This is a genomic window from Chryseobacterium sp. YR221, from assembly GCF_900176315.1.
Lineage (GTDB): Bacteria > Bacteroidota > Bacteroidia > Flavobacteriales > Weeksellaceae > Chryseobacterium > Chryseobacterium rhizosphaerae.
The window spans coordinates 78,691-103,809 of the sequence record NZ_FWXM01000001.1 but is presented as its reverse complement, the minus strand read 5'-3'; the positions used below and the strand labels follow the sequence as shown (position 1 = coordinate 103,809).

General features: G+C 35.5%; 29 protein-coding genes. 19 read left to right on the top strand and 10 right to left on the bottom strand.

What is annotated here, in order from left to right; translation table 11 throughout:
- The first annotated feature begins 22 nt into the window (after positions 1-22).
- From B8967_RS00470 to B8967_RS00455, 4 genes are all read left to right on the top strand, one after another.
- Complete coding sequence (locus tag B8967_RS00470; protein ID WP_084083853.1) at positions 23-856, top strand: type 1 glutamine amidotransferase; 834 nt, start codon at positions 23-25, stop codon at positions 854-856.
- Between the two features lie 97 nt (positions 857-953).
- The gene (locus tag B8967_RS00465; RefSeq protein WP_084083851.1) at positions 954-2,132 is read left to right on the top strand and encodes a hypothetical protein; all 1,179 of its coding nucleotides are present in this window, start codon (positions 954-956) and stop codon (positions 2,130-2,132) included.
- Positions 2,133-2,183: 51 nt separating this feature from the next.
- Positions 2,184-2,675: a MepB family protein gene (locus B8967_RS00460; RefSeq protein ID WP_084083850.1), complete on the top strand. Its 492-nt coding sequence runs from the start codon at positions 2,184-2,186 to the stop codon at positions 2,673-2,675.
- 195 nt (positions 2,676-2,870) lie between these two features.
- Complete coding sequence (locus tag B8967_RS00455) at positions 2,871-3,329, top strand: hypothetical protein (RefSeq protein ID WP_084083848.1); 459 nt, start codon at positions 2,871-2,873, stop codon at positions 3,327-3,329.
- A 79-nt stretch (positions 3,330-3,408) separates the two neighbouring features.
- On the opposite strand, the gene cphA is transcribed toward B8967_RS00455, so the two are convergent.
- Positions 3,409-6,039 (bottom strand): cyanophycin synthetase, encoded by a 2,631-nt coding sequence (gene cphA, locus B8967_RS00450; protein WP_047491034.1) that lies wholly within the window; start codon positions 6,037-6,039, stop codon positions 3,409-3,411.
- Positions 6,040-6,237: 198 nt separating this feature from the next.
- Between cphA and B8967_RS00445 the strand changes: the two genes are divergently transcribed.
- The 4 genes from B8967_RS00445 to B8967_RS00430 all read left to right on the top strand — a co-directional run bounded on the left by B8967_RS00445 (position 6,238) and on the right by B8967_RS00430 (position 8,891).
- On the top strand, positions 6,238-7,128 hold the full coding sequence (locus tag B8967_RS00445; RefSeq protein ID WP_047491038.1) for a cyanophycinase: 891 nt from the start codon (positions 6,238-6,240) through the stop codon (positions 7,126-7,128).
- A gap of 53 nt (positions 7,129-7,181) precedes the next feature.
- The gene (locus B8967_RS00440; RefSeq protein ID WP_084083847.1) at positions 7,182-7,670 is read left to right on the top strand and encodes a hypothetical protein; all 489 of its coding nucleotides are present in this window, start codon (positions 7,182-7,184) and stop codon (positions 7,668-7,670) included.
- A gap of 43 nt (positions 7,671-7,713) precedes the next feature.
- The gene (locus B8967_RS00435) at positions 7,714-8,556 is read left to right on the top strand and encodes an isoaspartyl peptidase/L-asparaginase (protein ID WP_084083845.1); all 843 of its coding nucleotides are present in this window, start codon (positions 7,714-7,716) and stop codon (positions 8,554-8,556) included.
- Between the two features lie 98 nt (positions 8,557-8,654).
- On the top strand, positions 8,655-8,891 hold the full coding sequence (locus B8967_RS00430) for a YtxH domain-containing protein (RefSeq protein WP_084083843.1): 237 nt from the start codon (positions 8,655-8,657) through the stop codon (positions 8,889-8,891).
- A 146-nt stretch (positions 8,892-9,037) separates the two neighbouring features.
- Here the strand turns inward: B8967_RS00430 and B8967_RS00425 are convergent, their stop codons facing one another.
- The 9 genes from B8967_RS00425 to B8967_RS00385 all read right to left on the bottom strand — a co-directional run bounded on the left by B8967_RS00425 (position 9,038) and on the right by B8967_RS00385 (position 16,778).
- Positions 9,038-9,829 carry a class I SAM-dependent methyltransferase gene (locus tag B8967_RS00425; RefSeq protein ID WP_084083841.1) on the bottom strand — a complete coding sequence of 264 codons (792 nt, stop codon included), beginning with the start codon at positions 9,827-9,829 and terminating at the stop codon, positions 9,038-9,040.
- A gap of 33 nt (positions 9,830-9,862) precedes the next feature.
- Complete coding sequence (locus B8967_RS00420) at positions 9,863-10,396, bottom strand: PH domain-containing protein (protein ID WP_084083839.1); 534 nt, start codon at positions 10,394-10,396, stop codon at positions 9,863-9,865.
- Positions 10,397-10,460: 64 nt separating this feature from the next.
- Positions 10,461-11,108, bottom strand: a complete 648-nt coding sequence (locus B8967_RS00415; protein ID WP_084083837.1) for a GNAT family N-acetyltransferase — start codon at positions 11,106-11,108, stop codon at positions 10,461-10,463.
- A gap of 18 nt (positions 11,109-11,126) precedes the next feature.
- Complete coding sequence (locus B8967_RS00410; protein ID WP_084083835.1) at positions 11,127-11,975, bottom strand: PH domain-containing protein; 849 nt, start codon at positions 11,973-11,975, stop codon at positions 11,127-11,129.
- Between the two features lie 11 nt (positions 11,976-11,986).
- Positions 11,987-12,844: a PH domain-containing protein gene (locus B8967_RS00405; RefSeq protein ID WP_179140012.1), complete on the bottom strand. Its 858-nt coding sequence runs from the start codon at positions 12,842-12,844 to the stop codon at positions 11,987-11,989.
- A gap of 194 nt (positions 12,845-13,038) precedes the next feature.
- Positions 13,039-14,682, bottom strand: a complete 1,644-nt coding sequence (hisS, locus tag B8967_RS00400; protein ID WP_084083832.1) for a histidine--tRNA ligase — start codon at positions 14,680-14,682, stop codon at positions 13,039-13,041.
- Between the two features lie 123 nt (positions 14,683-14,805).
- A complete protein-coding gene (locus B8967_RS00395; RefSeq protein ID WP_228405957.1) occupies positions 14,806-15,261 on the bottom strand; it encodes an HRDC domain-containing protein in 456 nt (151 codons plus the stop codon).
- 14 nt (positions 15,262-15,275) lie between these two features.
- Positions 15,276-15,608: a single-stranded DNA-binding protein gene (locus B8967_RS00390; RefSeq protein ID WP_047491066.1), complete on the bottom strand. Its 333-nt coding sequence runs from the start codon at positions 15,606-15,608 to the stop codon at positions 15,276-15,278.
- Between the two features lie 144 nt (positions 15,609-15,752).
- Positions 15,753-16,778, bottom strand: coding sequence for a methyltransferase (locus B8967_RS00385; protein ID WP_084083830.1), 1,026 nt, complete (start codon positions 16,776-16,778; stop codon positions 15,753-15,755).
- Between the two features lie 221 nt (positions 16,779-16,999).
- Between B8967_RS00385 and B8967_RS00380 the strand changes: the two genes are divergently transcribed.
- The 11 genes from B8967_RS00380 to B8967_RS00330 all read left to right on the top strand — a co-directional run bounded on the left by B8967_RS00380 (position 17,000) and on the right by B8967_RS00330 (position 25,092).
- Positions 17,000-17,905, top strand: coding sequence for an arginase family protein (locus tag B8967_RS00380; RefSeq protein WP_084083829.1), 906 nt, complete (start codon positions 17,000-17,002; stop codon positions 17,903-17,905).
- The gene (locus B8967_RS00375) at positions 17,906-18,499 is read left to right on the top strand and encodes an HPP family protein (protein WP_084083827.1); all 594 of its coding nucleotides are present in this window, start codon (positions 17,906-17,908) and stop codon (positions 18,497-18,499) included. It abuts the gene before it with no gap.
- Positions 18,500-18,504: 5 nt separating this feature from the next.
- Positions 18,505-18,849 carry a hypothetical protein gene (locus B8967_RS00370; protein ID WP_047491081.1) on the top strand — a complete coding sequence of 115 codons (345 nt, stop codon included), beginning with the start codon at positions 18,505-18,507 and terminating at the stop codon, positions 18,847-18,849.
- Positions 18,850-18,879: 30 nt separating this feature from the next.
- On the top strand, positions 18,880-19,788 hold the full coding sequence (locus tag B8967_RS00365; RefSeq protein WP_084083825.1) for a TIGR01777 family oxidoreductase: 909 nt from the start codon (positions 18,880-18,882) through the stop codon (positions 19,786-19,788).
- A gap of 27 nt (positions 19,789-19,815) precedes the next feature.
- Complete coding sequence (locus B8967_RS00360; protein WP_084083823.1) at positions 19,816-20,406, top strand: Crp/Fnr family transcriptional regulator; 591 nt, start codon at positions 19,816-19,818, stop codon at positions 20,404-20,406.
- A gap of 51 nt (positions 20,407-20,457) precedes the next feature.
- Positions 20,458-20,817, top strand: coding sequence for a hypothetical protein (locus B8967_RS00355; protein ID WP_047491253.1), 360 nt, complete (start codon positions 20,458-20,460; stop codon positions 20,815-20,817).
- Entirely contained in the window at positions 20,804-21,385 is a 582-nt protein-coding gene (nudK, locus tag B8967_RS00350) for a GDP-mannose pyrophosphatase NudK (RefSeq protein ID WP_084083821.1), read from the top strand. Before B8967_RS00355 ends, nudK begins: the two co-directional genes overlap by 14 nt.
- Positions 21,386-21,440: 55 nt before the next feature.
- Complete coding sequence (locus B8967_RS00345) at positions 21,441-21,821, top strand: hypothetical protein (protein ID WP_084083819.1); 381 nt, start codon at positions 21,441-21,443, stop codon at positions 21,819-21,821.
- A 97-nt stretch (positions 21,822-21,918) separates the two neighbouring features.
- Positions 21,919-22,614, top strand: coding sequence for a DUF2306 domain-containing protein (locus tag B8967_RS00340; protein WP_084083817.1), 696 nt, complete (start codon positions 21,919-21,921; stop codon positions 22,612-22,614).
- A 237-nt stretch (positions 22,615-22,851) separates the two neighbouring features.
- On the top strand, positions 22,852-23,247 hold the full coding sequence (locus tag B8967_RS00335) for a VOC family protein (RefSeq protein ID WP_084083816.1): 396 nt from the start codon (positions 22,852-22,854) through the stop codon (positions 23,245-23,247).
- A gap of 681 nt (positions 23,248-23,928) precedes the next feature.
- The gene (locus B8967_RS00330) at positions 23,929-25,092 is read left to right on the top strand and encodes a hypothetical protein (RefSeq protein ID WP_084083814.1); all 1,164 of its coding nucleotides are present in this window, start codon (positions 23,929-23,931) and stop codon (positions 25,090-25,092) included.
- Positions 25,093-25,119: the final 27 nt, after the last annotated feature.

The window sequence follows — 25,119 nt, the reverse complement described above, 5'->3', positions numbered from 1 at the left end:
ACTTTACAAAAAATATGATGTAATGAAAGATATTCGAATTGCTCTGCTGGATATGAATAACAACCATGTCAATCAAGGCTTTAGAAATATAAAAGAAATTTCTGAAACGTTCCAACAGAATTCTGAAGAAAATGTAGTCATAAAGACATTTGATGTAAGGTTTAAAGATGAAATGCCGGAAATTGGAGATTTTGACATCTTCATTTCTTCAGGCGGTCCCGGTAACCCACACAGAGAAGGTCTTGAATGGGAAAACAGGTTTGCTCAATTTTTAAACGCTGTTTTTGAGCATAATCAGGATAACGAGGATAAAAAATACCTGTTCCTGATCTGTCATTCATTTCAGCTGGCAAGTATTCATTGGAACCTGGGCAATATCTGTAAAAGAAAATCCTATTCTTTCGGAGTCATGCCTGTTCATAAAACAAAAGAAGGTAAAGAGGAGTTTTTATTCAAAAATCTTCAGGATCCTTTTTATGCAGTAGACTCCAGAGCCTACCAGTTTATTGAACCGGATCATGAACGTTTTGAAAAATTGGGTATGAAAATCGTTGCTATAGAAAAGTCACGTCCCCATATCAATTTAGAAAGAGCTATAATGGCTGTTCGCTTTTCAGATGAAATATTCGGAACCCAGTTTCACCCTGAAGCCAGTCCTGAAGCTTTGATAGAAAATCTGAAAGATGATAAAAACAGAGAAGCCATGATCGAAAACTTCGGAATGGAAAAATATCTTGAAACAATGGATAGAATAGATGATGAAGACAAAATCATCTTAACCAGAAACCAGATCCTTCCAAGGTTTCTTCAGTTTGCTAAAAAAAATATTTTGAATAAGACTGAATCTTTGGCTTAAAAGAATAAACAACATGAATGTGACCTCACATGAGTCGTTAAACCATACATAAATCGGGCATACATGCTCGATTTTTTAACATCACAAAAGAAAAAATATGATCCCAAAATACAGAAAACAGTTTAATCAGGAATTTTCAGAAGAAAAATACCGGAAGCTCAAAGATATTTTAAAAGAAAAAGGCGGTGTAGAGCCGGGTTTCAGGATTTCAGAAAGCCCAATTATTCTTTCCAAAGAATTTGAAACCCAGCTTATTAATGCCAGTGAAAGCATCATCAGTCAGATCAATACTATTCCTGAGGAAACTCTGAGGAAAGCTATTCCTGAAAACTGCAGAGTTCCTAATGATACCAACAGACCTCATTTTTTCACTATAGATTTTGGAGTCTGCAGAAGTGAAAATGGAGGAATAGAACCTCAGCTTATTGAGCTGCAGGCATTTCCTTCACTTTATGCTTTTCAGAAAACTTTTGAGGATGCATTTTGTGAAGTCTACCCTTTTCTTTCGGAGATCAGAAACCCAATGCCTCACGAAACCTTTAAAAGTCTCCTGAAGGAACTGATCGTAGGTAATGAAAACCCTGAAAATGTAATCCTATTGGAAATTTTTCCCGAAAAGCAAAAAACGGCCATAGATTTTGCTCTGACAGAGAAATTACTGGGAATAAAAACTGTTTGCCTTACAAAAGTAAAGAAAGTAGGCAAAAAGCTGTATTATGAAAATAATGGAAAACTGACAGAAATTAAAAGGATCTACAATCGTGTTATTTTTGATGAACTGGACAGAATTCCTAATCTTAATACAGAATTTGATTTCCGTGAAGAAGTGGATGTAAAATGGATCACACATCCCAACTGGTTCTTTAAAATATCAAAGTACCTTCTTCCACTGCTACAACATCAGTTTGTTCCTAAAAGCTATTTTTTACATGAGTTTCCTCAACATGAAAATCTTGAAGATTTTGTATTGAAGCCTTTATTTTCATTTGCAGGAAGTGGGGTGAATCTGAATCCCACGAAAGAGATTACCGAGGCTATTGAGGATAAAGAAAACTATATTCTGCAGAGAAAAGTAAGCTATGAACCTATTTTTGAAGATATCAACGGTGAGTTTTCAAAAGCAGAGATCCGGTTACTGTATATTTGGAGAGAAAATGATGAACGCCCTATTCTTCTGGAAAATCTGGGGAGAATGACCAAAGCAGCAATGGTGAATGTAGACTTCAATAAAAAAGATGCTATTTGGATTGGGAGTTCCAATGCTTTTTTTGGGTAGGACTCATCCTTATTTTTCATCAACTTCAGTACTCCAACTTAGAACCACTCAATGAATATAAAAACCTTTGAAGAGCTGATGCTACAGTCCCTTGGCTTGGTCTGTTCAGCGATTGAAGAAGATCCGGAATGCAAAGAATATTCGGGCTTTAATTTTATGGCCAATCATTTGAAAATAAAATTTCGTGTTTCCAAAATAACACCTACCAAAACAGGGCAGTTTGTAACCCTCTGGAAAAGAAATGAAAAGGGAGAAACCACTCCTTTTGAGCTGAATGACAATTTTGATTTTTATCTGATTGCTGGCTTTAAAGACTCTTTTTCCGGAATATTTATTTTTCCAAAAAAGATCCTGTCAGAAAAAGGAATTTTGTCTGAAGGAAAAAAACTCGGCAAACGGGGAATCAGGGTATATCCTGCTTGGGATGTTACAGAAAGTCAACAGGCAAAAAAAACTCAGGCTTGGCAGACGACATACTTTATGCAATTTTCTAATGATAAAATGAAAATGCTTCAGCAGGCTAAGCTCTTGTTGAATATTTAATGTACCCTTAGTGCAGGATAGGTCATTTCTGGAGTTGAAAACAGAAAGAAAAATTACATTGAAATGTACACTACTAAAAGGTTTTTCGGAAATAGCATTGGTGAAAATTTAAAATCACAGATCCGTTTGTTGTATATTTGGCGGGAAAATTATGGGCTAAACCCCAATTAACAGATATTTAAAAACTAATATACAATGGAGGAAAGATCAACTTTTGAAGAGTTTGACACAAAGAACACTTTTATATCCAGAAGAAGTTTATTACCTGTATGGATTAAAATCTTTTTATGGTTCTTTTTAATAGGAGGCGTAGTCGCTGCCATTATATTGCTGGCGGGCTTTTTTATGAACCATGCGACCCTGTCTTTATATGGGATTAACGCCAACCATCCTTATTCAATGACCGGACTTTTGATTTGCTTATTATTAATCTATAAAGGCATTGTTGCTTACGGACTTTGGTTTGAGCAGAAATGGGCGCCACAGGCTGCCATCATTGATGCAATTGCAGGTATTGCTATTTGTTCCATCATGATGTTTATTATTCCGTTTACCATACCAAATATTAGTTTTACACTTAGACTGGAACTTATTCCTTTGTATTTCTATCTTGTAAAAATGCAACAGATCAGGAAAACCTGGGAAAATCTATAAACAAAAAGCCTTCGAAAAAAATTCGAAGGCTTTTTTTATTTTGAATAGCTATTAAGTTTATTTAAAAACAAAATTCTATTTAAAAGCTATTATTATCTTCCAGCAACTCTCTTGCCTGGTATTCCTGTACAAGATCAATAGCGTTAGAAATTACATCGCTTAAGGCCGTAATAAACGTCCCTTCCTCAGCCATTCCCATGGCGTGTTTCAATGCTTCAATTTCCTTAGGAATAATCTCATAACTTACGTCTTTACCGGCTTCATTAATCCCGTCTATAATAAGTCCGTTAATCTCCTCTTCCGTTCTTCCACGAAGGTGTTTTTCATTACGGATAATAATATAATCGAACATTCTTCCGGCAATCTTTCCACATTCCCTAATATCACTGTCCCGTCTGTCTCCAACCCCGGAAATAATTCCTATTTTCTTGGTAGATTCAACATTTTTCAGATAATCCTCAATAGCTTCATAGCCTGAAGGGTTATGGGCAAAGTCAATCAGGACTTTAAAGTTTTTGAATTTAAAAACATTCAATCGTCCCGGAGTAAGCTGTGCACTCGGAATAAATGTTCTTAAAGAATTTGAAATATCTTCAATTCCAAAACCGTGAAGATAACTCGCCAAACTGGCAGCCAATACATTTTCAATCATGAATCTGGCTTTTCCTTCCATCGTAATAGGAAAGTCTTTCGCTTTTCCAATTCTGATCTTCCAGTCGCCTTTTTTGATCGTTACAAAACCTTCTTCATATACACAGGTAATTCTTCCCTCCTTCGCAAACTTAACGATATGAGGATTGTTCTCATTCATACTGAAAATAGCCACATTACAGTCCAGATCATTGACAATCTTCATGGAATATTCGTTATCAGCATTAAGGACGCTCCAGCCACTTTTTTTCACACTGTCCAGAACGACTCTTTTTACTTTGGTAAGATCTCTTAAATTATGAACATCATTCATTCCTAAGTGGTCTTCCTCGATATTGGTTAACACTCCTATATCACATTGTGAAAAACCTAGCCCGGAACGCAGGATACCACCTCTGGCAGTTTCAAGAACAGCAAATTCTACGGTAGGATCTTTCAAAATAAATTCTGCAGAAAGCGGCCCTGTAGTATCTCCTTTCGAAAGCATGGTATTCTGAATATAAATACCGTCCGAAGTAGTGAAACCTACCCTATGGCCATTGCTTTTAACAATATGTGAAATAAGTCTGGTTGTTGTTGTCTTTCCATTGGTTCCCGTTACAGCAATAATCGGAATTGTAAAAGGCTTCCCCTGAGGATAAAGCATATCCACTACAGGAGCAGCTACATTCCTTGGCAATCCCTCACTTGGCGCCAAATGCATTCTGAACCCGGGAGCTGCATTTACTTCTATAATTGCACCACCACTCTCCTTTAAAGGCTGGGTAAGATTCTCCGCCATAATATCAATACCACAGACATCTAAGCCTATGATTTTAGAAATCCTTTCAGCCATTGTGATATTTTCCGGATGCACCATATCGGTAACGTCTATTGAAGTTCCTCCCGTTGAAAGATTTGCCGTTGATTTCAGATATACCACTTCTCCTCTTTGAGGTATAGTTTCAAGAGTATACTGAAGCTTTTCAAGCAATTCCAAAGTATCTTTATCTACTTCTATTTCAGTAAGGACATTTTCATGGCCATATCCTCTTCTTGGATCTTTATTTTCTTTTTCAATAAGCTCATGAATATTCAGCTCACCATCTCCCACCACATGAGCAGGAACTCTTCTTGCGGCTGCAACCATTTTATTATCAATAACCAGCACCCTGAAATCATAGCCTGTAATATATTTTTCAACAATTACTTTTTTGGAGTATTTCTGAGCATGCTCCAGCCCTATTTTAGCAGATTCCCAATCGTTTACGTTAATTGATGATCCTTTTCCGTGATTTCCATCCAGCGGTTTCAAAACAATAGGATATCCAATTTTTTTGATCACTATATTTAAATCCTCTTCATCCACCACAAGATCTCCGATAGGAACAGGAATAGCAGCATCATGAAGCATTCTCTTGGTAAGCTCTTTATTACATGCGATATCTACAGCAATAGAACTTGTTTTTCCTGTAATAGTCGCCTGGAATCTCTGTTGATTTACTCCATAGCCCAACTGAACCAAAGAATTGGTTCCCAGTCTGATCCACGGAATTTTTCGGGAAGCTGCTTCTTCAACAATACTTCCGGTCGAAGGACCTAGGCGAACACGCTCTCTGATCTCTTTCAGTTTATGAATACAGGCATTCATATCATATTCTTTCCCTTCTATTAAGGCCAAAGCAATTTTTACTGCTTCTTCAGCTGCATAAATTCCTGCATTCTCCTCAATATAGTTGAAAACCACATTATATACTCCCGGAGTTTTGGTTTCACGGGTCCTTCCGAAGCCAACATCCATCCCGGCCAGCGTTTGGATCTCCAAAGCAATATGCTCTATGACATGCCCCATCCAGGTTCCCGTTTCCACCCTATGGAAAAAACCTCCTTCCACTCCTTCTGAGCATCTGTGAGTCATCAACGATGGGATTAATTTTTCAATCCTTTCCCTGAATCCATCTATTTTATTGGTCGGATAATTCTCCATTTCTTCAAGGTCTAATCTCATCTGTATCAGTTTCTTCCTTCTGATACTCCAGATATTAGGACCACGCAGTGCCTGAATCTTTTCGATTTTCATAGTCTATTGGCATTTTAACAGTTAACAATAACTCCTTTTATAGCCAAAGATAATGTAAAACCCTAAACGAAACTATAGCAGATTTAAAGATTTATTAAAAAAAAATTAATTTTCATTAACATTTCTAAAACATTAAAAATCAACTAAAGATGGCACGAATTTCGCCAAATAATGTTAATTATTTTTTAATTTTGTACCATGACGAAACCTGTTGGAAAATTAATAGTTATCGGAGGAGCTGTAAACAAAGGTAGTTTTGCAGAAACCGATTATGATCAGAACATCGAGAAGAACCTTAATTTTTTTGAGCGAGGAATTTTAAGAAAGATTATTAATGAATCAAAACTGAAGGAAGATTCTGTTATTGAAGTGGTAACAACCGCTTCTCAAATCCCTCAGATCGTAGGAACAGAATATAAAAAAGCATTCGAATTTCTAGGTGCCAAAAACGTCAATATTCTGGATATCCATAACCGAGAAGAAGCGAATTCTGATGCTATGGTGGCAAGAGCCAATGCTGCAGATGTAATGATGTTTACCGGTGGAGATCAATTGAGACTTACTTCTATTCTTGGAGGAACAAGATTTCACGATACTATTTTATTAAAATATCAGGAACAGGATTTTATTTATTCCGGAACTTCTGCCGGGGCAGCCGCTGCTTCTGAAAATATGATCTATCAGGGAAGTAGTTCTGAAGCTCTGTTAAAGGGAGAGATTAAAACAACACAAGGATTAGGTCTTATTGACAATGTCATTATTGATACCCATTTTGTACAGCGTGGCAGAATCGGCCGTCTTTTCCAGGCTGTGGTTAATAACCCTAGAACATTAGGAATTGGATTAGGTGAAGATACAGGACTTTTCATCCATAATGATGTAATGACTGCTGTAGGCTCCGGTCTTGTCATTTTAGTCGATGGCAGATTCATCAAAGACACCAATCTTACGAATATCAACCTTGGAGAACCTATTTCTATTGATAATTTAACGGTACATGTAATGTCTATGAACGACCATTATGATCTTACCACAAAAGCACTGACTATTGAAAATTCTCAGTTTAACCCGATCCCACAGGATAAATAATCTAAAAAAATTATTCAAAAGTAATTCCTATTTTAGTTAAAAAATAAAACTAAATGGTAGAAGAAAAAATTGAAAAATTTATAGATCTCCTTTTGGAGGGTTATGATGTTGCCAATAAACAGGAAATCATTTCAAACTGTTCTTTTTCCTATACAAACCCGGCTCAGTATATAGCAGACAATGAAGCGGAATGGGTAATTGAAAGTGATGAAGATGGTGCTTTTGAGTTTTCAGTTACTAACGAACTGTTTTCTTTTCTGATCCGTGGTGACAAAATAGATGAAGTACACGAGCTCATTGATGAAAGTCTTAACAATATAATCGGAGATTTTCCAATGGGAGTAAAATATGTATCAGATTATTTTGCATGGCTGCAGCCCAGGCTTGATCAGGAAAATCCTCCACTGGAAATTATTGAGCTGGCAGACAGCTATTCTGATGAGCTGCAAGTCATGATTGTAGAAAAACATAATGTAGAAAATATTTCAAAGCTTTGTCAGGATTTAAAGGTTAATTTTAAAAGAACTACAGTACCTTATTAATCTTTTCTGGACAAATAATAATTAAAAAAACTAAACTTTATTTATGAAGCTCATTATCCACGGTGGTTTTTTCTCTGAAAGCGATCAAAGCCATGAAGTAAAGACCGCAAAACAGGAATCTTTAAAAGAAATAACTCAAAAAGCATTTGAATACCTTCAGACTCATTCGGCTTTTGATACAGTAGCATATGCAGTTTCTCTTCTGGAGGATGATCCTTTATACAATGCGGGAATTGGATCACAGATTCAGAGTGATGGTGTTATTCGTATGAGTGCAGCCATTATGAACGGAGATACTCAGAGACTAAGTGGTGTAATCAACCTTCAGGATGTAAAAAATCCCATATTGGTTGCCAAAGATCTGATTGGAGAAGATGACCGTGTATTGGGAGGAAAAGGGGCAAAAATCTATGCTACTGAACATGGTTTTGAAGACTTTTCTACAGAAATCCCACAAAGAAGGAAAGAATATGAAGCCAAACTCAGTAATGGTGGAAAAGGAACGGTAGGCTGCGTAGCCATCGATAAGGACGGAAAATTAGCCGTTGCTACTTCCACTGGCGGAAAAGGTTTTGAGATTCCGGGAAGAATTTCAGATTCTGCCACTGTGGCCGGAAATTATGCCAATTCATTCTGTGCAGTAAGCTGTACAGGAGTGGGAGAAGATATTGTAAGTAATGCTACTGCCACAAAAATTGTAACAAGGGTTACTGACGGTATGAGCCTTGAAACAGCCTTTCAAAAAACCTTTGACGAGCTTAAAACAATTGATGGGTTTGCGGGAGCTATTGCCATAGATAAAAATGGCAATATCTATCATCAGGATTCCTATCCTACAATGGTTTTTGCAAGTTTCGATGGGGAACATTTTGAAACCTTCTCTTAATTTTAACATTTTTTTATCATTGTATTTATTTTTTTGGCACGTATTTTACATACTTATTAATAACAAATTTTAATATTAATACTTTAAAAATAGAAATCATGGGAAACAAAACAAAAGGCATATTAGCGTTATTAGGATTAGGAGCTTTAGCTTATTGGAAATATAAAAATTCAACTCCTGAAGATCAACAAGCTGTAAAAGATAAAATCAATACAGCAAAAGATAATCTTAACAAATGGGGAAATGACCTTAAAAGTAAAGCCAATGATGTTGCTTCTCAGGTTCAGAATAAAGTTGATGAAGCCAAAACAAAAGCTGAAGATTCTTTAAGCTAAGAAAATAGAAAGTAGTTTTTTAACATTCATATATAGAAAAAGCCATCGTAATCATTACGGTGGCTTTTTTGATTTCACAGTCTATATATTCATAATTTTTCAACTTTAAAACCTTACCGGATCTTTCAGTTTACCAATGAAACCGCTTATTTTTTATTTCCGGTAAATGCGTATACCAACGGTATTTTGTTTCCAAATTGAGGAATTCTCCATTTTCCTTTTTCAAATTCTTCTACATGCCTGAAACATGGATATGGTGACCAGTCAAATTCCTGAAATATCTTCAGTTCTATATCTTTTTTAATCAAATTATCAAGAACTTCTGCCAGAGAATGATTCCACATGACATATTCCTGTACGATAGGTGCTGACTGATCAGCATAAGTACCTTCATACGTTTCTACAATTGGTTTTTCATTGAAATAATTGTAGGCTACTTTTGTAAAGTCATCATCAAACATCCAAACCACAGGATGAAACTCTGCCATAATAAACTGACCGCCGGGCTTCAGAAAATGACTGATTACCCCAGCCCATTTTTCCAGATCAGGAAGCCATCCTATAGTACCATAACTTGTATAAACGATATCAAATTTCTGATCCAAAACCTCCGGTAAATGGTACACATCTGAGCAGATAAATTCCGTATCGGTTTCGCATCTCTTAGCTAAGTCTCTTCCGGCTTCAATTGCTTTATCTGATAAATCGATTCCTGTCACTTTTGCGCCCATTCTTGAAAGCGAAATAGAATCCTGTCCAAAATGACACTGCAAGTGCAAAATACTCTTTCCTTGTATATCTCCAAGAAGCTCCAGCTCTATTGAATTGAGTGAGCTTCTGCCATTTAAAAATTCATCTACAAAATAAAAATCCGACTTCAAATGCGGTTCTATCTTGGCATTCCATGAGTTTTTATTAATTTCTAAGTAATTTTCCATGATTGTTTTTCTTTACGTAGTAAACCCGGTCTACTATTTTTCAAGCAATTTTTTCTTTTGCTCATTAAATTCTTCTTCAGTCAATACACCGCCTTCTTTTAATTTTCCTAACTGTTCCAATTGATCTAAAATAGTCGGTTCAGTTTTGTTTTGGAGATATTCCTTAGGACGAGCCATGAAATCTCTTACTTTTTCACAAAACAGCTCAGCATGGTAATTGCCTACTCCATCAATCTCTACGATATCATCTGTAATCTGAATATCTATGGAAGCCAGTAAGAATGCTGTTTCATACTGTATGGAACTTATTTTGCTGTAAGAAAAGTCTTCTACTTTCAATCCGTACATGAATTCCTTATCCACAAAAATCAACCTTCTGTCTGTGGCTACTAAAATAATATGGTGATTGTTTAATTTGTTTCTGCCTTCAACGAGATAGACAATTTTTTCGTCTGCCAAAAGGATATCCGGCAATTCATGAATTTCTTTTCGGGCAAATATCGTAGGGCTGATATCCAGCTTTTTAAGCTCATCTCTTATTTCGTCAAGTCTTGATTTTTCACTCATATTATTAGTTTATGGATCTAAATTACTATTTCTTAGTCATAAAAAATTTAATTCAGTAAAAATGTTAGTCTTCTGCGGGGATCACAACGGAAGTATGCAGGCAGTACATCTTCCAGCCTAAGGTTTCATACAAGAGTTTTCCTTCTTCTGTAGCCACTAAAAGATTATTTGAAAATCCTTTTGATAAAGCTATCTTTTCAAGTTCTTTCAGTAAAAAAGTAGCGAGTCCTTTCCTTTGGTGATTTTTTTCGGTAATAATCCTGTCATAAACCGCAATATCATCTATAAGAGAGACACGGCCTATAGAAGCCTGCTCGCCATTTTCTGCTACAATGCTGACAACAAAAGTCGTATTGTACTCAGAAAACTCTAAGTAGTATCCTTTAGCAAGGCTAATTTCCGGGAAATTCATAGGGTGAAAACAAGTCATCATATATCCCTGTGGCTGTAGTTTCCATCTTTCAGGGATTTTCTCTATAAATTCACCAGGAGAACTGGATACTTTCAGGTAAATCCATGGCTCATCAATTAAATGGGCAAGTTGGAAGAAATCATCATTAAGTTTAGGAAATACAAAACGTTCTTTTTGTTTTTCATCACCTACAATCACTTTGAATCCTGATTTATAGGGTACAGGAAAAGATACTTCTCTTGATAAACACCATCCTTTAAGCCAGTTTTCCACTATTTCTACTGATACTTTATCCTTCATGATCCAATGTTAAAAGTTTTATTTTAATTGCTCCAGCAGTTTCTTTTTCTGTTCTGCAAATTCTGCATCGGTTAAGATTCCGTTTTCCCTCAGTTTTCCTAATTTCTCAAGTTTATTAAATACTTCTTCTGAGGAAACTGAAACCCCTTTACTTACAGTATCAATTTGTTTCGGAGACTGTTCCTTAGGATTATTATAAATAGCTTTTATCTTGTCGTAGAATTGCTCGGCATCATCCTTATCCATAAAACATTCAAACTCTACTACTCTTTCATCAAGATGTAATTTAATAATGGGTGATCTTGGATCTGTTACAAAACTTATAGCTTTAATGGTTTCGTTAGGATAATCATTGATTTTTGCTGCTCCGAACATTGCTTTTGATACAGAAATCAATCTCATGGGGGTTGCTACCAATATGCCGGCTGCCAATGTATTGACAAACTGAGCATCTGTAATCGCGATTATTTTTTCATCTTCAGCAATCAAATAAGGAAGTTCTTTTATTTCTCCTTTGGTGAATACAGAAAGATTAGCATTCAGTATTTCCAGCTCATGCTTTATTTTCTGATATCTTCGTTTATACACCTCTTTTGAGATTTGACGGGACCCGGAATCTATAGCTGCAGGAATATTCTGTCCTGTCACTGCCAATGTCTGAACCGTTTCTGTTTTCGCAGTATTCAGCATTGCATTAATATCATCAATGCTAAACGTATTAAGTTTGTAAAGCAATTCATCATTGATATTGCTTGCGTTGTTTAAACATTTATTGCATAAAACATTGCCATCCGAGAGTTTATTAGCTCCCAAAAGCGTATCCATGGATGTTAATTCTGTATTACACAATGCACAATTATTGCTCATTTCTTCTTCTTTTATAATTTATCAAGCAGTTTTTTCTTTTGCTCTGCAAATTCTTCTTCTGTTAAAATTCCATTTTCTTTAAGCCTTCCTAATTTTTCCAATTGCTCGAAAATAGCTTCAGAAGATTCCTTACCTGTATTGAATACATTTTCCTCAGCCAGATTTGGGATACTCTGATGGAATGCCTGTATGCGTTCTGATTGCTGATTCTGAGACCTTTCAGGATACTGAATATTTCCGTTCGCTACATTACAAAATCCCCTTCCGTCAGTTTTGTTGTGTAATTTAAATTCTGCGGAGGCCCCTTTAATATTGATTTTCAGAATAGAATACAGAAGGCTTTCATTATGTTCAATAGAAATAATCTCATGAAGAGGAAATTCATTCCTAACCACTCCACCCAAAATCTTTTTATCAATAAAAACAACTCTTCTTGGCGTTGCAAAAACGATTCCTTCACGCTTATTTTGAAGGTATATACACTCTGCAATCGCTAAAAGTTTTTCATCCTGATCCAACACAGTATCCAATGCATTCACTTCTTCATTGGCCAAAACACTTAGCCTGGCATTAAGAGCCACTATCTGATCTTTAATCTGATCCAACCTGGTAGGGGCATCGTATTCATAAGTATTCTCTCCCAAATATTGAGATGTTCCGGGATGTTGGCTTTCCTCAATTTTATGTTTAAGAAACATTCCTGTAATTTCTGCAAAATAAAACTGATCTAAAGTATTGATAAGATTAGGGTTGATACTGACCGCTTTATTAAAGCATCCTGTACACAAATAGCCTCCGTCTGCGAGTTTGTTTTTTCCTACAAGCATATCTGTAGACGTCAGTGGTGTTCCGCATGATGCGCAAATCATACTCATTTGGTTTTTAGGTTTAAAAGTTTTCATTAAAACAGAGAACGATATCCACTCTGTTTTTGTTATATCGACCCAAATTACAAATTCTCATTTAATTTTTTAGTCTAAAAATATTTAAAATTCTTTCTATGATAAAAAAACAGCTCAAGGTTTGGCCTTGAGCTGTTTTATATAGTATTAGATATTTCTTTTTATCCTAAAAACTCTTCCAGAGAAACCGTTTTCTGTTCCCCTGCTTCAAGGTTTTTGAAAGTAACAGTATTATTTTTAATCTCTTCTTCTCCCAGGAAAACAAGATTTTTAATCCCTTTCTTTTCAGCATAAGTAAACTGCTTGTTTATTTTTGCATTTTCAGGATACAGCTCAGCTGAAATTCCTTTTGCTCTTAGCTGTATAATTAGTTTTAGAGCTTCTGTTACTTCTTCACCACCAAAATTGGCAAATAAATATTCTATTTTAGAAGAAGCTTCTTCAGGGAAAAGATTCAGTTCTTCCATTACCAGATAGATTCTATCCAACCCAAATGAAATCCCTATTCCCGGAATATTTTTAACTCCGAAAACTTCTGTAAGGTTGTCATATCTACCTCCTCCTCCAATAGATCCCATAGCCACTTCATCCGCTTTCACTTCGAAGATAGCTCCGGTGTAATAGTCTAATCCTCTTGCCAATGTAATATTAAACACAAGGTTCTGCATATTAACACCAAGGTTCAAAGATTGGGTAAGAACATATTCCAACTCTTCCACTCCTTTCAACCCTATTTCATTGTCTACAAATTTCTCCTTAAGCTGAAGAAGGTTTTCCAGAGCATCATCAGACTGACTAAACAAGAAGTCCAGTTTATCAATAGAATCCTGAGAAATTTCTCTTTCCAGTAATTCTTTAACCACTCCGTCTTTACCGATTTTATCTAGTTTATCCAATGCTACAGTGAAGTCAATCAGCTTGTCGGTAATCCCCGCATATTCAGCTAATCCCGAAAGAATCTTTCTATTGTTCATGTGAATGGTTACAGGAACTCCAAGATCAGCAAAGGATTTTAAATACAGCTGAACCAGTTCCACCTCCTGCAATAAACTTTCACTTCCTACGACATCTGCATCACACTGGTAAAATTCTCTGAATCTTCCTTTCTGAGGCCTGTCCGCTCTCCAAACCGGCTGGATCTGGGAACGCTTGAATGGAAACGTCAGCTTCCCATGATTCATGGCTACAAATCTTGCAAAAGGTACGGTAAGGTCATAGCGAAGGGCTTTTTCTGAGATATAACTTATTAAAGAAGCTTGCTTCTTTGGTAATTCATATATTGTACTTTTATTACAGAAATTAATAATTTCAACAATTAAATCTAAAGCATCATTTTCATATCTATCAAAAAATTCTCCTTCAGTAATTTGATTTTCAAAAAAATCTACGATGTAATATTTAAATTTAGCCTTATCTAAAGGATTTACTGAGCTGATAAAATTCTCTGATAAATCTATTTGTTCTTTTACCAAAGAAATTAAACTATAATCTATAGTTTTGTTTTGAGAAAATATTTGATCTAATACATCTTTTACATACTCCTGAAAGTATTTATTATATTCTTTTATTCTACTGTTATGATAATCATTTAAATAGTCTCCAGAATTTAAAATTTTAAAAATCAAGCGGTCTCCTTCTTCTCCGTACTTTCCTGTTAAAGTAGAAAGATTTTCAAAACTTGGTGTTTCCAATGGCTGAAACCCGAATAATTCAAAATTATTCTGTAAAATACTGATGATATATTTTCTTCTGGAAACTTCCTGTGCTGTAAAATCTCTTGTTCCTTTTGCTAAACTTGGCTTCATTTCTAGTATGTCATTTTGATAGATGCAAAAATAAGGAATTACTAGGACTTTACCCAGCATAAAAAAGCCGAAGAAGTAACCTTCCCCGGCTTTTGTTGTTATTTGATCATTTATTCCAAAAAATCAGACACTTTCAAGGATTTCCAGAATTTCTTCGCCATAATTTTCAATTTTATGTTTCCCGAATCCTTTAATCTCCAGCAGTTCCTCTTTTTTAGCGGGTTTATACTTGGCTACAGAAATTAATTCTTTGTTACTTGCTATAAAGTAAGTGGGCAGATTCTGTTCTCTGGCTTTCTCAGATCTCCAAAGTTTCAGAGCATTGAGAATTTGTTCTTCATCGGTATTCAAAAAATCGTTTTCTGCAGAGTATTTCACTACTTTTGGTTCTTTCACTGTATTTTTCGTCAATTTCAAAGCTTCAAAATACAATATAACAGACCAATAACATTCATCATTTACAAAAGCCGTTTCCACTTTTATAATTTCATTCACTTCCAGAAAATCATCAAGCATTTTCTGATCTTTGTAGAGAAATTCTTCAGGCAATCTAATTTTAAAAACTTTTACTTTCATCATTTGTGTTTTTAGAATTATTTACCGCCTAACAAAAGGATCTCATCTACACGAATTTCTGTAATGTACCTCTTTACACCGTCTTTGTCGTCATATGATCTGTACATAAGCTTTCCTTCAATAGCTATTTCTTTTCCTTTGGGAACATATTTTTCCATAATTTCTGCTACTTTCCCAAATGCAATCAGATTGTGCCATTGTGTTTCTTCTACCTTTTCGCCTTTAGCATTGGTGTAATGATCGCTGGTAGCTAAAGATACGCTGGCTTTTACGTTTCCATTGTCGAAGTTTACCATTTCAACTTCTTTACCTGTGTAACCAATGAGTGTTACTTTGTTTCTTAGTGACATAACTTTATATTTTTAAAGATTAATAATTAGATAAGAGACGTTCACTGCTTTCTCAAATCTCTGTTGCAAAGATTGTAATGTCACCACAAGCCAGTCGGTTATAAACTATTTAAATTCGCTTGTAGTCGTTTGTTGTCGAATAAACTATACTTTTTCACATTCAATAATACTTTTTGCTTCTGTCCCGATTGAAATAAGCTGATTACATTGCAATCCTGCTTTTTCAATGAGTACTTTAAATTCACTCAATGTTCTTTCCCTACCGGTAATACAAGCCATCATTACAATATCAAGAAGTTTGGCTGGATGTGGTTTATTTTGAGAATCATCGGGAATGACAGCATCTATAATTAAGAGTCTTGCTCCTTTAGGCATAGCTTCGCAACAGTTTTTTAAAATCTGTATGCATTCATCATCATTCCAGTCATGGATAATCCACTTCATTGTATATAGATCAGCACCTGCCGGAACTTTATCAAAGAAATTTCCAGTAGCTACAGAACACCTTTCTTTCATATTTTCGGGCATGAGTCTAATTGTATCTGCGATTACATGCTCTTCATCAAAAATAATCCCGGAACTCCCTGAAGTGGCATTTAAGATTGCATACATCATTATCCCGTTTCCCCCTCCTACATCTACAATCGTTTTGTATAGGCTAAAATCATAGGTCTTGATAATTCCTGAGAGCTCCATATTGGAAAGCCCGGTCATTCCTCTTCCAAAATTGGCTCCTAATTCCGGATATTCTTTATAATACTCCCAGAGATTCATACCATGAACATGTTCAAAAGGAACCTTTCCGGTTTGGGCACAATAAGTGAGTTTCATAAAACCGGGAAAATGCTCGCTCAAATTGGCCATTACAAAATCTTTTACAGTCCCCGGAACTCCCGTTAACAGAGTGGCACCAAAATCATTCAGCCTAAAGGTTTTATTTCCCAACTCTTCAAAAATCCCAACACTACTCAGAGCTCTCATAATCCGATACAGTGGTTTTTCCTGTGAACCTGTTTTTTTTGCCAACGAAGAGACTGTTTGAGGACCAGCTTCCAGATGGTCTGCAATATTCAGTTCTGCGGCTGTCTTTATGCAGCCGGTAATCCACATCCCTCCTAACATTTCAAACATCTTCTCAGTAAATTCTGGTTTAATAAGTTGTTTTTTCATGGTAATTTTATTTTGATTTAATTTGACATATTACTTTATGATTGCATATAATTCAATAATACGTGAATTTAGTCATTTCCATTAAAATCTAATATAAAGTACTGGCAGTTCAAGGTTAAAATTAGAAAAAGATTAAATCAGTTTCCTTCAAGAAAACGATTACCTTTCTCACTACTATCCATTTACAAACGGATAATTCCGTACCTTTGTCAAAATTCATTATGAAAAGGGATATCAATATTTTTGAGTTTCCTCTCAACTTAGGACTTACAAAAAAGGAGCACGAGACTGAGCCCGGAGTCAGAAAACTTCCGGATTGGCTCAGAAAATTTGATTTTCATAAAAGAATTGGTCCTCAACATATTTTCAGACTGGAAGCTCCGGAATATGCCATGGATTTCGATAAAGAATCAGGGGTTAAAAATGCAGATGCTATTATTGAATATGCTAAAAAGCAGGCTGACCTTATGCTGAAGAATTATGATAAAAGCACGTTCAATATCATTCTTGGTGGAGATTGCAGTATTCTGATTGGAAATGCTGTTGCATTGAAAAAACTGGGAAACTTCGGGCTTTTTTATCTTGATGGTCATACCGATTTTATCCCTCCACAATTATCAGAAACCGGAGGTGTTGCGGGAATGGATCTTGCCATAGTTTCCGGAATTGGGCATGAAAAGCTAACCAATATTGATGGGCTTAAGCCTTATTTCCTTGAAGAAAATATCTTTTGTAGCGGCAATGCAGAGACAGATGATGAGGAATATGTCAGCCAGGTCATCAGTTCCAACATTCATTATTATGATCTTGACCATCTCTGGAAAAACGGATTCAGAAAAACGGCTGAGGATTTTTTGAAAATGACAGCTGGAAAAAAGTTGGATGGTTTCTTTATTCATTTTGATGTGGATGTTTTGAAAGACGAGATCATGCCGGCAGTAGACAGCAGAATGGAAGATGGCATTAGCTATGATGATCTGCAAGAAATGTTGATTCCATTGATTCATCATCCTGAATGTTTTGGAATAGAGATCACCATTTTAGATCCCGATTATGATAAAGATGGGTTTTATACCCAGGCTTTTGTAGAAAATTTAATTCAAATTATAAACAATAAAGAAGACTAAATGAAGAAGACCATAAAAAGAACGTTTAGAGTCTCAAAGTATGTCATATATAAAGAAACGCTGGTTGATTACAAAGAGCATTTCTGGTCATTTTTGGGTGCATTTTTTGGGATTGGACTTATTGCATTCATCCAGTCTCATTCTTTGGCAGAGACTGAGAATATATTCCTGATCGGTTCCTTTGGGGCCTCCAGTGTTCTTATTTATGGAGCTATTCAGAGTCCTTTGGCTCAACCCAGAAATCTGATAGGCGGACATGTTTTATCAGCTCTTGTGGGAGTTACAGTGTATAAAATTGTTCCGGATATCATCTGGCTCTCTGCCCCGCTGGCCGTAGCTTTTTCCATTGTCATCATGCAGTACACCAAAACACTGCACCCACCTGGCGGTGCAACGGCCCTTATTGCTGTAAGCTCTACCGGAAAAATACCTGAATTAGGATACTGGTACGTTATCTCTCCTGTTTTATCGGGGTGTATTATCCTGCTGATTGTGGCATTATTCTTCAATAATATAACACGAAACAGAAGCTATCCTTCCCACAGCAGGTTTATAAGATTGTTAAAGAAAAGACGTACAAAACACACAAAATAAATAGCATGAACTGCCTGGAATGTGGCGAAAAGATCATCGGAAGGTCTGACAAAAAGTTCTGTAATGATGCCTGCCGGAACGCCTATAATAATAAACAGAATAAAGATTCTACTAATCTGATGCGAAATGTAAACAACAAGCTTCGTAAGAATTATCGTATCCTGGTAGAAATAAATACCGATGGTAAAACAAAAGCTCCAAAATCCAAACTCGATGGCTTAGGTTTTGATTTCGATTATTTTACCAATATAAAAGTTTATAAAAACGGGTCTGAATACAAGTTTATTTATGATTACGGATACAAGCTTTTGGAAGATGATTTTATACTGATCGTAAAAAACCAGATATAATCCTTCCTTCACCACCAAAACGATATGCATATGAAAGAAATTGTTCTGATTACAGGCGCCAGCGGTATGATTGCCCGGGAACTGGCAAAAAAATTAGAAAATGAATATAGTCTAAGGTTCCTTACCCGAAAAAAGAAACATGATCATGAATATGAATGGGATGTCAGAAAGAAGACAATAGATGAGTCTTCATTGGAAAATGTTTCCCATATCATTCATTTGGCGGGTGCTAATATTTCAGAAAAACGCTGGACAGATGAAAGAAAAAAAGAATTGATTTCCAGTAGAGTGGATTCTGCGGCATTATTACAGAATGCTTTAAAAAAGAAAGAGATTAAACTTAAATCCTTTATTTCAGCTTCAGGTATTAATTTCTATGGAACTCAAACCACTGAAAAAATTTATACCGAAGAGGATAAGCCGGGAAATGATTTTTTAAGTGAAGTGGTTGTTTTATGGGAAAGAGCAGCCGACCATTTCAAGGAACATAACCTTGCAGAAAGAGTGGTGAAAATCCGCACCGCTGTTGTACTTTCTGAAAAAGACGGAGCATTAAAAAAAATGGTTCCTCCCATTCAATACGGTATAGGATCTCCTTTAGGAAGCGGAAGGCAGTACATGCCATGGATTCATATTGAAGATATCTGTTCAATGTATGAATTTGCTTTAAGACAACCCTCTCTTCACGGCGCTTATAATGCCGTTTCCCCTCAGCATATCACCAATAGTGAGCTGACCAAAGAGATTGCTGAAGTGCTCAAAAAGCCCTTACTGATGCCTAATGTTCCTGCTTTTGTCTTAAAACTTTTATTTGGAGAACTCGCTACAGCTATACTGGAAGGATCAAGGGCCTCATCACAAAAAATCCAGAATACAGGTTTTCAGTTTAAGTTTCCGGATCTGAAAGAAGCCCTGACAGACTTATTAAAAATAAAATAACGGAATAAAAATTTTTACTCGTTCTACATGGAAGACCTTTTAATTCTAAAAAATATATCCAGGCATATTTCACTCAGTGGTCAGGAAATTTCCTATTTTATATCCTTATTAAAAGAGAAAAAGGTTCAGAAAAAAGAACTGATTTTAAAACAGCAACAAGTCTGCAAAGAAATCAGTTTTGTTCAGTCAGGTATTCTTAGAGCATTCTACCTGGATGCTGCAGGAAAAGAATCTACCATTATGTTTGCTGTTTCTGATTGGTGGATTACCGATATGTTCTGTTTCATCAACCAGCAACCTGCCATGCTGAACATTGAAGCCCTGGAAGACAGTATCATTTTGCAATTACAAAAAGACAGTCTCGATGAGTTGTACCTTAAAATCCCAAAGTTTGAAAGATTCTTCAGAATTATGATGCAAAATGCCTATATAAGAGAGCAGCTGCGTGTTATTGAAAACCTTTCCCTTTCAGCAGAGGAACGATATGACAGCTTTCTCCAAAAATATCCCTTGGCAGCCCAGCGGGTTACTCAAAAACAAATTGCCTCATATTTGGGTGTTACTCCAGAGTTTTTAAGTACCATGAAAATAAATAAACAGAAAAATACCCCCTCTTAATCTACATTATTTTTTTTACCTTGTAAGTTCCGTTATTTTATGCAAAAAAATATGCTTATACTTATTGCAGGTCCCTACCGTAGCGGGACAAATGATGATCCGGAATTGATTCAGCAGAATCTTCATAACCTTGAAGCTGCAGCACTCCCTATTTTCAGAAAAGGACATATCCCCATCATTGGAGAATGGATCGCATTACCATTAATCAATCTTGCGGGCTCTACTCAGATGGGCGATGAAGCATGGCAGGAAATACAATATCCGGCGGCTCACCGTATTTTAGAAAAATGTGATGCGGTACTCCGGATACATGGAATTTCTAAAGGAGCTGATGAAGATGTGAGAATTGCCAAAGAAAAAGGCCTTAAAATTTATTATAACATAGAAGATATACCCGATGCAAAATCCTAATATTACTATTCTAAAAACAGAAATCCTATCAGATAACTGGTACACTTTAAATAAAGTGACTTATACCATTTTAAAAAAAGATGGAACTATAGAAACCCAGAGCAGAGAAGCTTACGACCGAGGAAATGGAGCCGTCATTCTGCTTTACAATACATCTTCTCATACTGTTATTCTGACAAGACAATTTCGTTTACCTACCTATATCAACGGAAATTCAACAGGAATGCTTATTGAAGCCTGTGCCGGTCTGTTGGATAATGACAATCCCGAAGACTGTATCAAAAGGGAGACGGAAGAGGAAACAGGATATAAAATTTCTAAAGTTGAAAAGATATTTCAAGCTTATATGTCTCCCGGTTCTGTAACAGAAATTCTTTATTTCTTCATTGCTGAATATTCTAATGAAATGAAAATTGCTGATGGCGGAGGTCTTGAAGAAGAGGGAGAAAACATTGAAGTATTGGAATTACCATTTGAAAAAGCTCTCCAAATGGTAGACTCAGGAGAAATCAATGATGCTAAAACGATTATGCTGCTCCAGCATTTACGGATTAAAAGTATTTTATAACAAAAATTACCTATACCATTTGTAATCTATAACTAATCAATTTTTAAAACAAACCATGGACAACTTTAGTATTATTGAGCATGTAACCCTTGCTATTAACCCCCAATTTAAGGACTGGGTTCTTTTCAAAAATGGTACCTATATCATCTTTGATGACATTGCCAATGTAGGTAATGTAAAGGATGAAGCGATAAAGCTGATGAAAGAATACGGACCTGTATTTGGAGGCACACCCGCAGGAGATTTCAATACCATTTATCTTACTGAAACCGAGGGTTGGCTTGTTTCAGGACACGGCTATGGAATGTATACCTACGTACACCCTTCAGAACTTGAGAATGATACACCCAACGATCTGGAGATCGGGCTGTTTGGGAGATCAAAAAGAAATCTGGATGGGACGGATCCTGAAATCATCCATGTGAATAGTATATAAGTTTGTTATGGTTCAGGTAAATGGCTATGCTTTGAGATTTTAACAGATACTTGTTCTGACCATTTTCCATAATAATCTGCACAATAATCAACTATTGATGACAAAGACCTTACGAATAAACATTCTTAAAATTCTGGCTCTATTTTCAGTACTTATTTTCAGCATTCTCATGCTGAAAGTAATTTCTCAGTACACCAGTTTTGAAAAAAATGTAGGTTTCCTTATGTTTAAGCAGCAGGTAGTTGGAAACCCATACTGGCTCACTTTTTTTTATATTCATATCTTTTCCATTACACTTTGTCTTTTGGCTGGCTTAACACAGTTTTCCAACCGCTTCCTGGCTGAGAACAGAAAACTCCACAAAATCATCGGTAAGATATATGTTTACAATATCCTTATCATTAATGTCCCGGCCTGTTTTGTCCTGGGTCTGTTCTCTAATGGAGGTTTAATCGGGATTACAGGTTTTTTGCTACAGGATATTCTTTGGGCTTATTTTACCATAGCAGCAATTACCTCCATCAAAAAAGGAAAGATAATCAGCCACCAAAACTATATGATTTTAAGTTATGCCGTTACTACCACGGCTCTTACTTTCAGAATCATTAAAAACCTTTTTTATAATGAAGAATATCATAATTATGAGCTTTTTTATGGTATCAATGTATGGCTGGCTCTATTCATCAATTTATTTTCCGCCTACTTAGTTTTCAGAAAAAAAACACCATTACCGGCCAAGATTAAGATTTATAAGGAAAATAATGAAGGTAATGAACAGGATCACAAGAAATGAACTGACAAATACCAAAACATTTAAATAAGAAGCATATTTACTTTTTTGAGTCCATCTTTTAAAAAGGCGCATCACCAGATAAGAAATTCCGGCAAATAATATAAGGGTAAGGATAAGAAAAAAATAGGGCAATGTCCAGCTCATGTAATTATTTAATTGATGTAAAACTATTATTTTAAAATTAAAAAACAAGATCTATCTGTCAATAATATCATAGATATTAAAAAAAAGGAAATTATGGAAATAAAAAACATAGACCATCTCGTATTAACCGTTGCAGACATTGATAAAACGGTTGAGTTCTATACCCAGATTATGGGATTTGAAGTGGTAACCTTTGGGGACAACAGAAAAGCCCTGGCCTTTGGGAATCAAAAGATTAATCTGCATCAAAAAGGAAAAGAATTTGAACCTAAGGCGGAACATCCTACCTGTGGATCTGCAGATCTTTGTTTTATTTCAAGAACAGATATTTTTGAAGTTCTTGAAGAACTGAAACAAAAAGGGATACCTATTATTGAAGGTGTAGTAAACAGAACCGGGGCTATGGGAAAAATCCAATCTGTTTATTTCCGTGATCCGGATCATAACCTCATCGAGGTGAGTACTTATGATAATTTGGATTTCAAGTAACCATAAACCTGTAGTAGCAAGCCGTTTATGGAATTTTTTCTTTCAATATCCTTTGTACATAGCTCTGAATTAATGTTTTAAATTTTTGAATACTTTGTAATGAAATAAAATTATAATGGTATTACTTCGCTCTCTGATATACTAAATTTTCTATGCCTTTTTTTGATTTTTTTGATTTCTGAGGTATGTCCTCTTATAATCTGGTTGAATTCTTAAAAAATTTCATCAATAACAAAATACACATACCTAATTTCGCCGTCATTAACTATAGTATAAATTTCACTTAAAAATCTGAATTCAAATAAATTAATCACACTAAATTTTCTGCTTTTTTTTAAAAAAAACACTGTTTTTTACATCGAACTCACGTTAATTTATAGCTCTATTATTTTTAAATTGGGATACAAAATTTCCATTTGAAACGTTAATTTTCTCTTTAGACGCAAACATAAAAATACTTGAAAATCAATTAGTTAAATTTACATCTATATTCTTTTCATAATTTTTTTTGAAAAAATCTCAAATTTTATTTGGTCAAGCAAAATAAATTCCGATATATTTATCACATAACAATGAATTATTATTTTAAATAAGCAAACTGAAAATGAGCTTTTTATGAATAATAAACTTCTTGCCTTTTTAAGAAATAAATATAACAACACCAAATTAAAATTTTAAAATATGGCACAAATAAAAACTTACACTGTTGATCCTATGAAACGTCGGATTCTCACAGTTAAAAACATGGAAGAGTTAGGAATAACCGATGAATTGATTCAGGAGATTTTGGCTAAAAAAATACCTGCATTAAAATACAACCAAGTAGATGAAAAAGGAACAAGTATTATGAAAAACGGTCAACCAGTCCCGCTATGGCCTGTAGGAATATCTATAAACGATAAAAAATTTGGCAATTTTCCTGATCCAAACGCTGCACAACGAGGATGGATAGCTTTTTTTGAAATTGGAGCTCCTTTGTTTGAAGAAAGGTCAAATATCATCCAACCCGTTGCGGATGTAATCTCTACCAGAACCTATGAAAATAGCTCTAAAGAAGCCCGTCAGTTTTCTGACACTATTGAATTTACGGTAGGGAATACTATCAATTGGGCTTTAGCAGGTACGGGAAGTGAGACTTTTGGAGGAAAAATTGCCGGGGAATTGCAAGGACAAATATCAAAAACTATAGAGACAATTTTGACAGAGAGCCTGTCTAATAGTTTAGCAAAATATGATAGCAATATCATCACAAATACCATGCATATACATAATCATAAAGACGACATCGGTACCCAAACTGTGTCTTCTGTTGCCAATGAATCAGCAACTACCAAAACAACTAATTTTACTTTCACCAATTCAAACAGGTTAAGTTTCACAGGAACAGGAACAGCTATTGGTCGTGGAGAGTTATATGCAGAACTCGGGCTTTCTTTGACAGGTACCATTTCTGGCACAGTAACAACATCCTGGAAATCAAATTCTAATGTTTCAGGAACTATTCCGGCCAACTCCCGTGTTGAGACCTCGGCCACACAAAGGCGTCAGGTGAAGCAGTTTACTTACGAACTCCCTATTACTTTTGATGGATTCATTGGATTGAATTTTGAAGAATTAGTCAGTCCTAAAGAGAAACCGATAACACGCCCTGCTCCAGATACTCCAGCTAAAGTATTTCCTGTTGGCATATCAGATTTAGAGCTTTCCGATAAAGATAAAACCTACAGGGCAAAAGGAATGGCAGAAACAGTATCAGCTCTGGATGTAAACCATACTATTTTCGAGACCAAGAAAGTTGCTGATTCTAAAGATACATTTGCGACCAATCGTCCCCATAATTTATAACGTTAATTAACCTATTTAAAAACAGCA

Bases quoted from the DNA above. Each gene is read 5' to 3' on its own strand.
- B8967_RS00470 (WP_084083853.1), top strand. From the start codon at position 23: ATGAAAGATATTCGAATTGCTCTGCTGGATATGAATAACAACCATGTC.
- B8967_RS00465 (WP_084083851.1), top strand. From the start codon at position 954: ATGATCCCAAAATACAGAAAACAGTTTAATCAGGAATTTTCAGAAGAA.
- B8967_RS00460 (WP_084083850.1), top strand. From the start codon at position 2,184: ATGAATATAAAAACCTTTGAAGAGCTGATGCTACAGTCCCTTGGCTTG.
- B8967_RS00455 (WP_084083848.1), top strand. From the start codon at position 2,871: ATGGAGGAAAGATCAACTTTTGAAGAGTTTGACACAAAGAACACTTTT.
- cphA (WP_047491034.1), bottom strand. From the start codon at position 6,039: ATGAAAATCGAAAAGATTCAGGCACTGCGTGGTCCTAATATCTGGAGT.
- B8967_RS00445 (WP_047491038.1), top strand. From the start codon at position 6,238: ATGACGAAACCTGTTGGAAAATTAATAGTTATCGGAGGAGCTGTAAAC.
- B8967_RS00440 (WP_084083847.1), top strand. From the start codon at position 7,182: ATGGTAGAAGAAAAAATTGAAAAATTTATAGATCTCCTTTTGGAGGGT.
- B8967_RS00435 (WP_084083845.1), top strand. From the start codon at position 7,714: ATGAAGCTCATTATCCACGGTGGTTTTTTCTCTGAAAGCGATCAAAGC.
- B8967_RS00430 (WP_084083843.1), top strand. From the start codon at position 8,655: ATGGGAAACAAAACAAAAGGCATATTAGCGTTATTAGGATTAGGAGCT.
- B8967_RS00425 (WP_084083841.1), bottom strand. From the start codon at position 9,829: ATGGAAAATTACTTAGAAATTAATAAAAACTCATGGAATGCCAAGATA.
- B8967_RS00420 (WP_084083839.1), bottom strand. From the start codon at position 10,396: ATGAGTGAAAAATCAAGACTTGACGAAATAAGAGATGAGCTTAAAAAG.
- B8967_RS00415 (WP_084083837.1), bottom strand. From the start codon at position 11,108: ATGAAGGATAAAGTATCAGTAGAAATAGTGGAAAACTGGCTTAAAGGA.
- B8967_RS00410 (WP_084083835.1), bottom strand. From the start codon at position 11,975: ATGAGCAATAATTGTGCATTGTGTAATACAGAATTAACATCCATGGAT.
- B8967_RS00405 (WP_179140012.1), bottom strand. From the start codon at position 12,844: ATGATTTGCGCATCATGCGGAACACCACTGACGTCTACAGATATGCTT.
- hisS (WP_084083832.1), bottom strand. From the start codon at position 14,682: ATGAAGCCAAGTTTAGCAAAAGGAACAAGAGATTTTACAGCACAGGAA.
- B8967_RS00395 (WP_228405957.1), bottom strand. From the start codon at position 15,261: ATGATGAAAGTAAAAGTTTTTAAAATTAGATTGCCTGAAGAATTTCTC.
- B8967_RS00390 (WP_047491066.1), bottom strand. From the start codon at position 15,608: ATGTCACTAAGAAACAAAGTAACACTCATTGGTTACACAGGTAAAGAA.
- B8967_RS00385 (WP_084083830.1), bottom strand. From the start codon at position 16,778: ATGAAAAAACAACTTATTAAACCAGAATTTACTGAGAAGATGTTTGAA.
- B8967_RS00380 (WP_084083829.1), top strand. From the start codon at position 17,000: ATGAAAAGGGATATCAATATTTTTGAGTTTCCTCTCAACTTAGGACTT.
- B8967_RS00375 (WP_084083827.1), top strand. From the start codon at position 17,906: ATGAAGAAGACCATAAAAAGAACGTTTAGAGTCTCAAAGTATGTCATA.
- B8967_RS00370 (WP_047491081.1), top strand. From the start codon at position 18,505: ATGAACTGCCTGGAATGTGGCGAAAAGATCATCGGAAGGTCTGACAAA.
- B8967_RS00365 (WP_084083825.1), top strand. From the start codon at position 18,880: ATGAAAGAAATTGTTCTGATTACAGGCGCCAGCGGTATGATTGCCCGG.
- B8967_RS00360 (WP_084083823.1), top strand. From the start codon at position 19,816: ATGGAAGACCTTTTAATTCTAAAAAATATATCCAGGCATATTTCACTC.
- B8967_RS00355 (WP_047491253.1), top strand. From the start codon at position 20,458: ATGCTTATACTTATTGCAGGTCCCTACCGTAGCGGGACAAATGATGAT.
- nudK (WP_084083821.1), top strand. From the start codon at position 20,804: ATGCAAAATCCTAATATTACTATTCTAAAAACAGAAATCCTATCAGAT.
- B8967_RS00345 (WP_084083819.1), top strand. From the start codon at position 21,441: ATGGACAACTTTAGTATTATTGAGCATGTAACCCTTGCTATTAACCCC.
- B8967_RS00340 (WP_084083817.1), top strand. From the start codon at position 21,919: ATGACAAAGACCTTACGAATAAACATTCTTAAAATTCTGGCTCTATTT.
- B8967_RS00335 (WP_084083816.1), top strand. From the start codon at position 22,852: ATGGAAATAAAAAACATAGACCATCTCGTATTAACCGTTGCAGACATT.
- B8967_RS00330 (WP_084083814.1), top strand. From the start codon at position 23,929: ATGGCACAAATAAAAACTTACACTGTTGATCCTATGAAACGTCGGATT.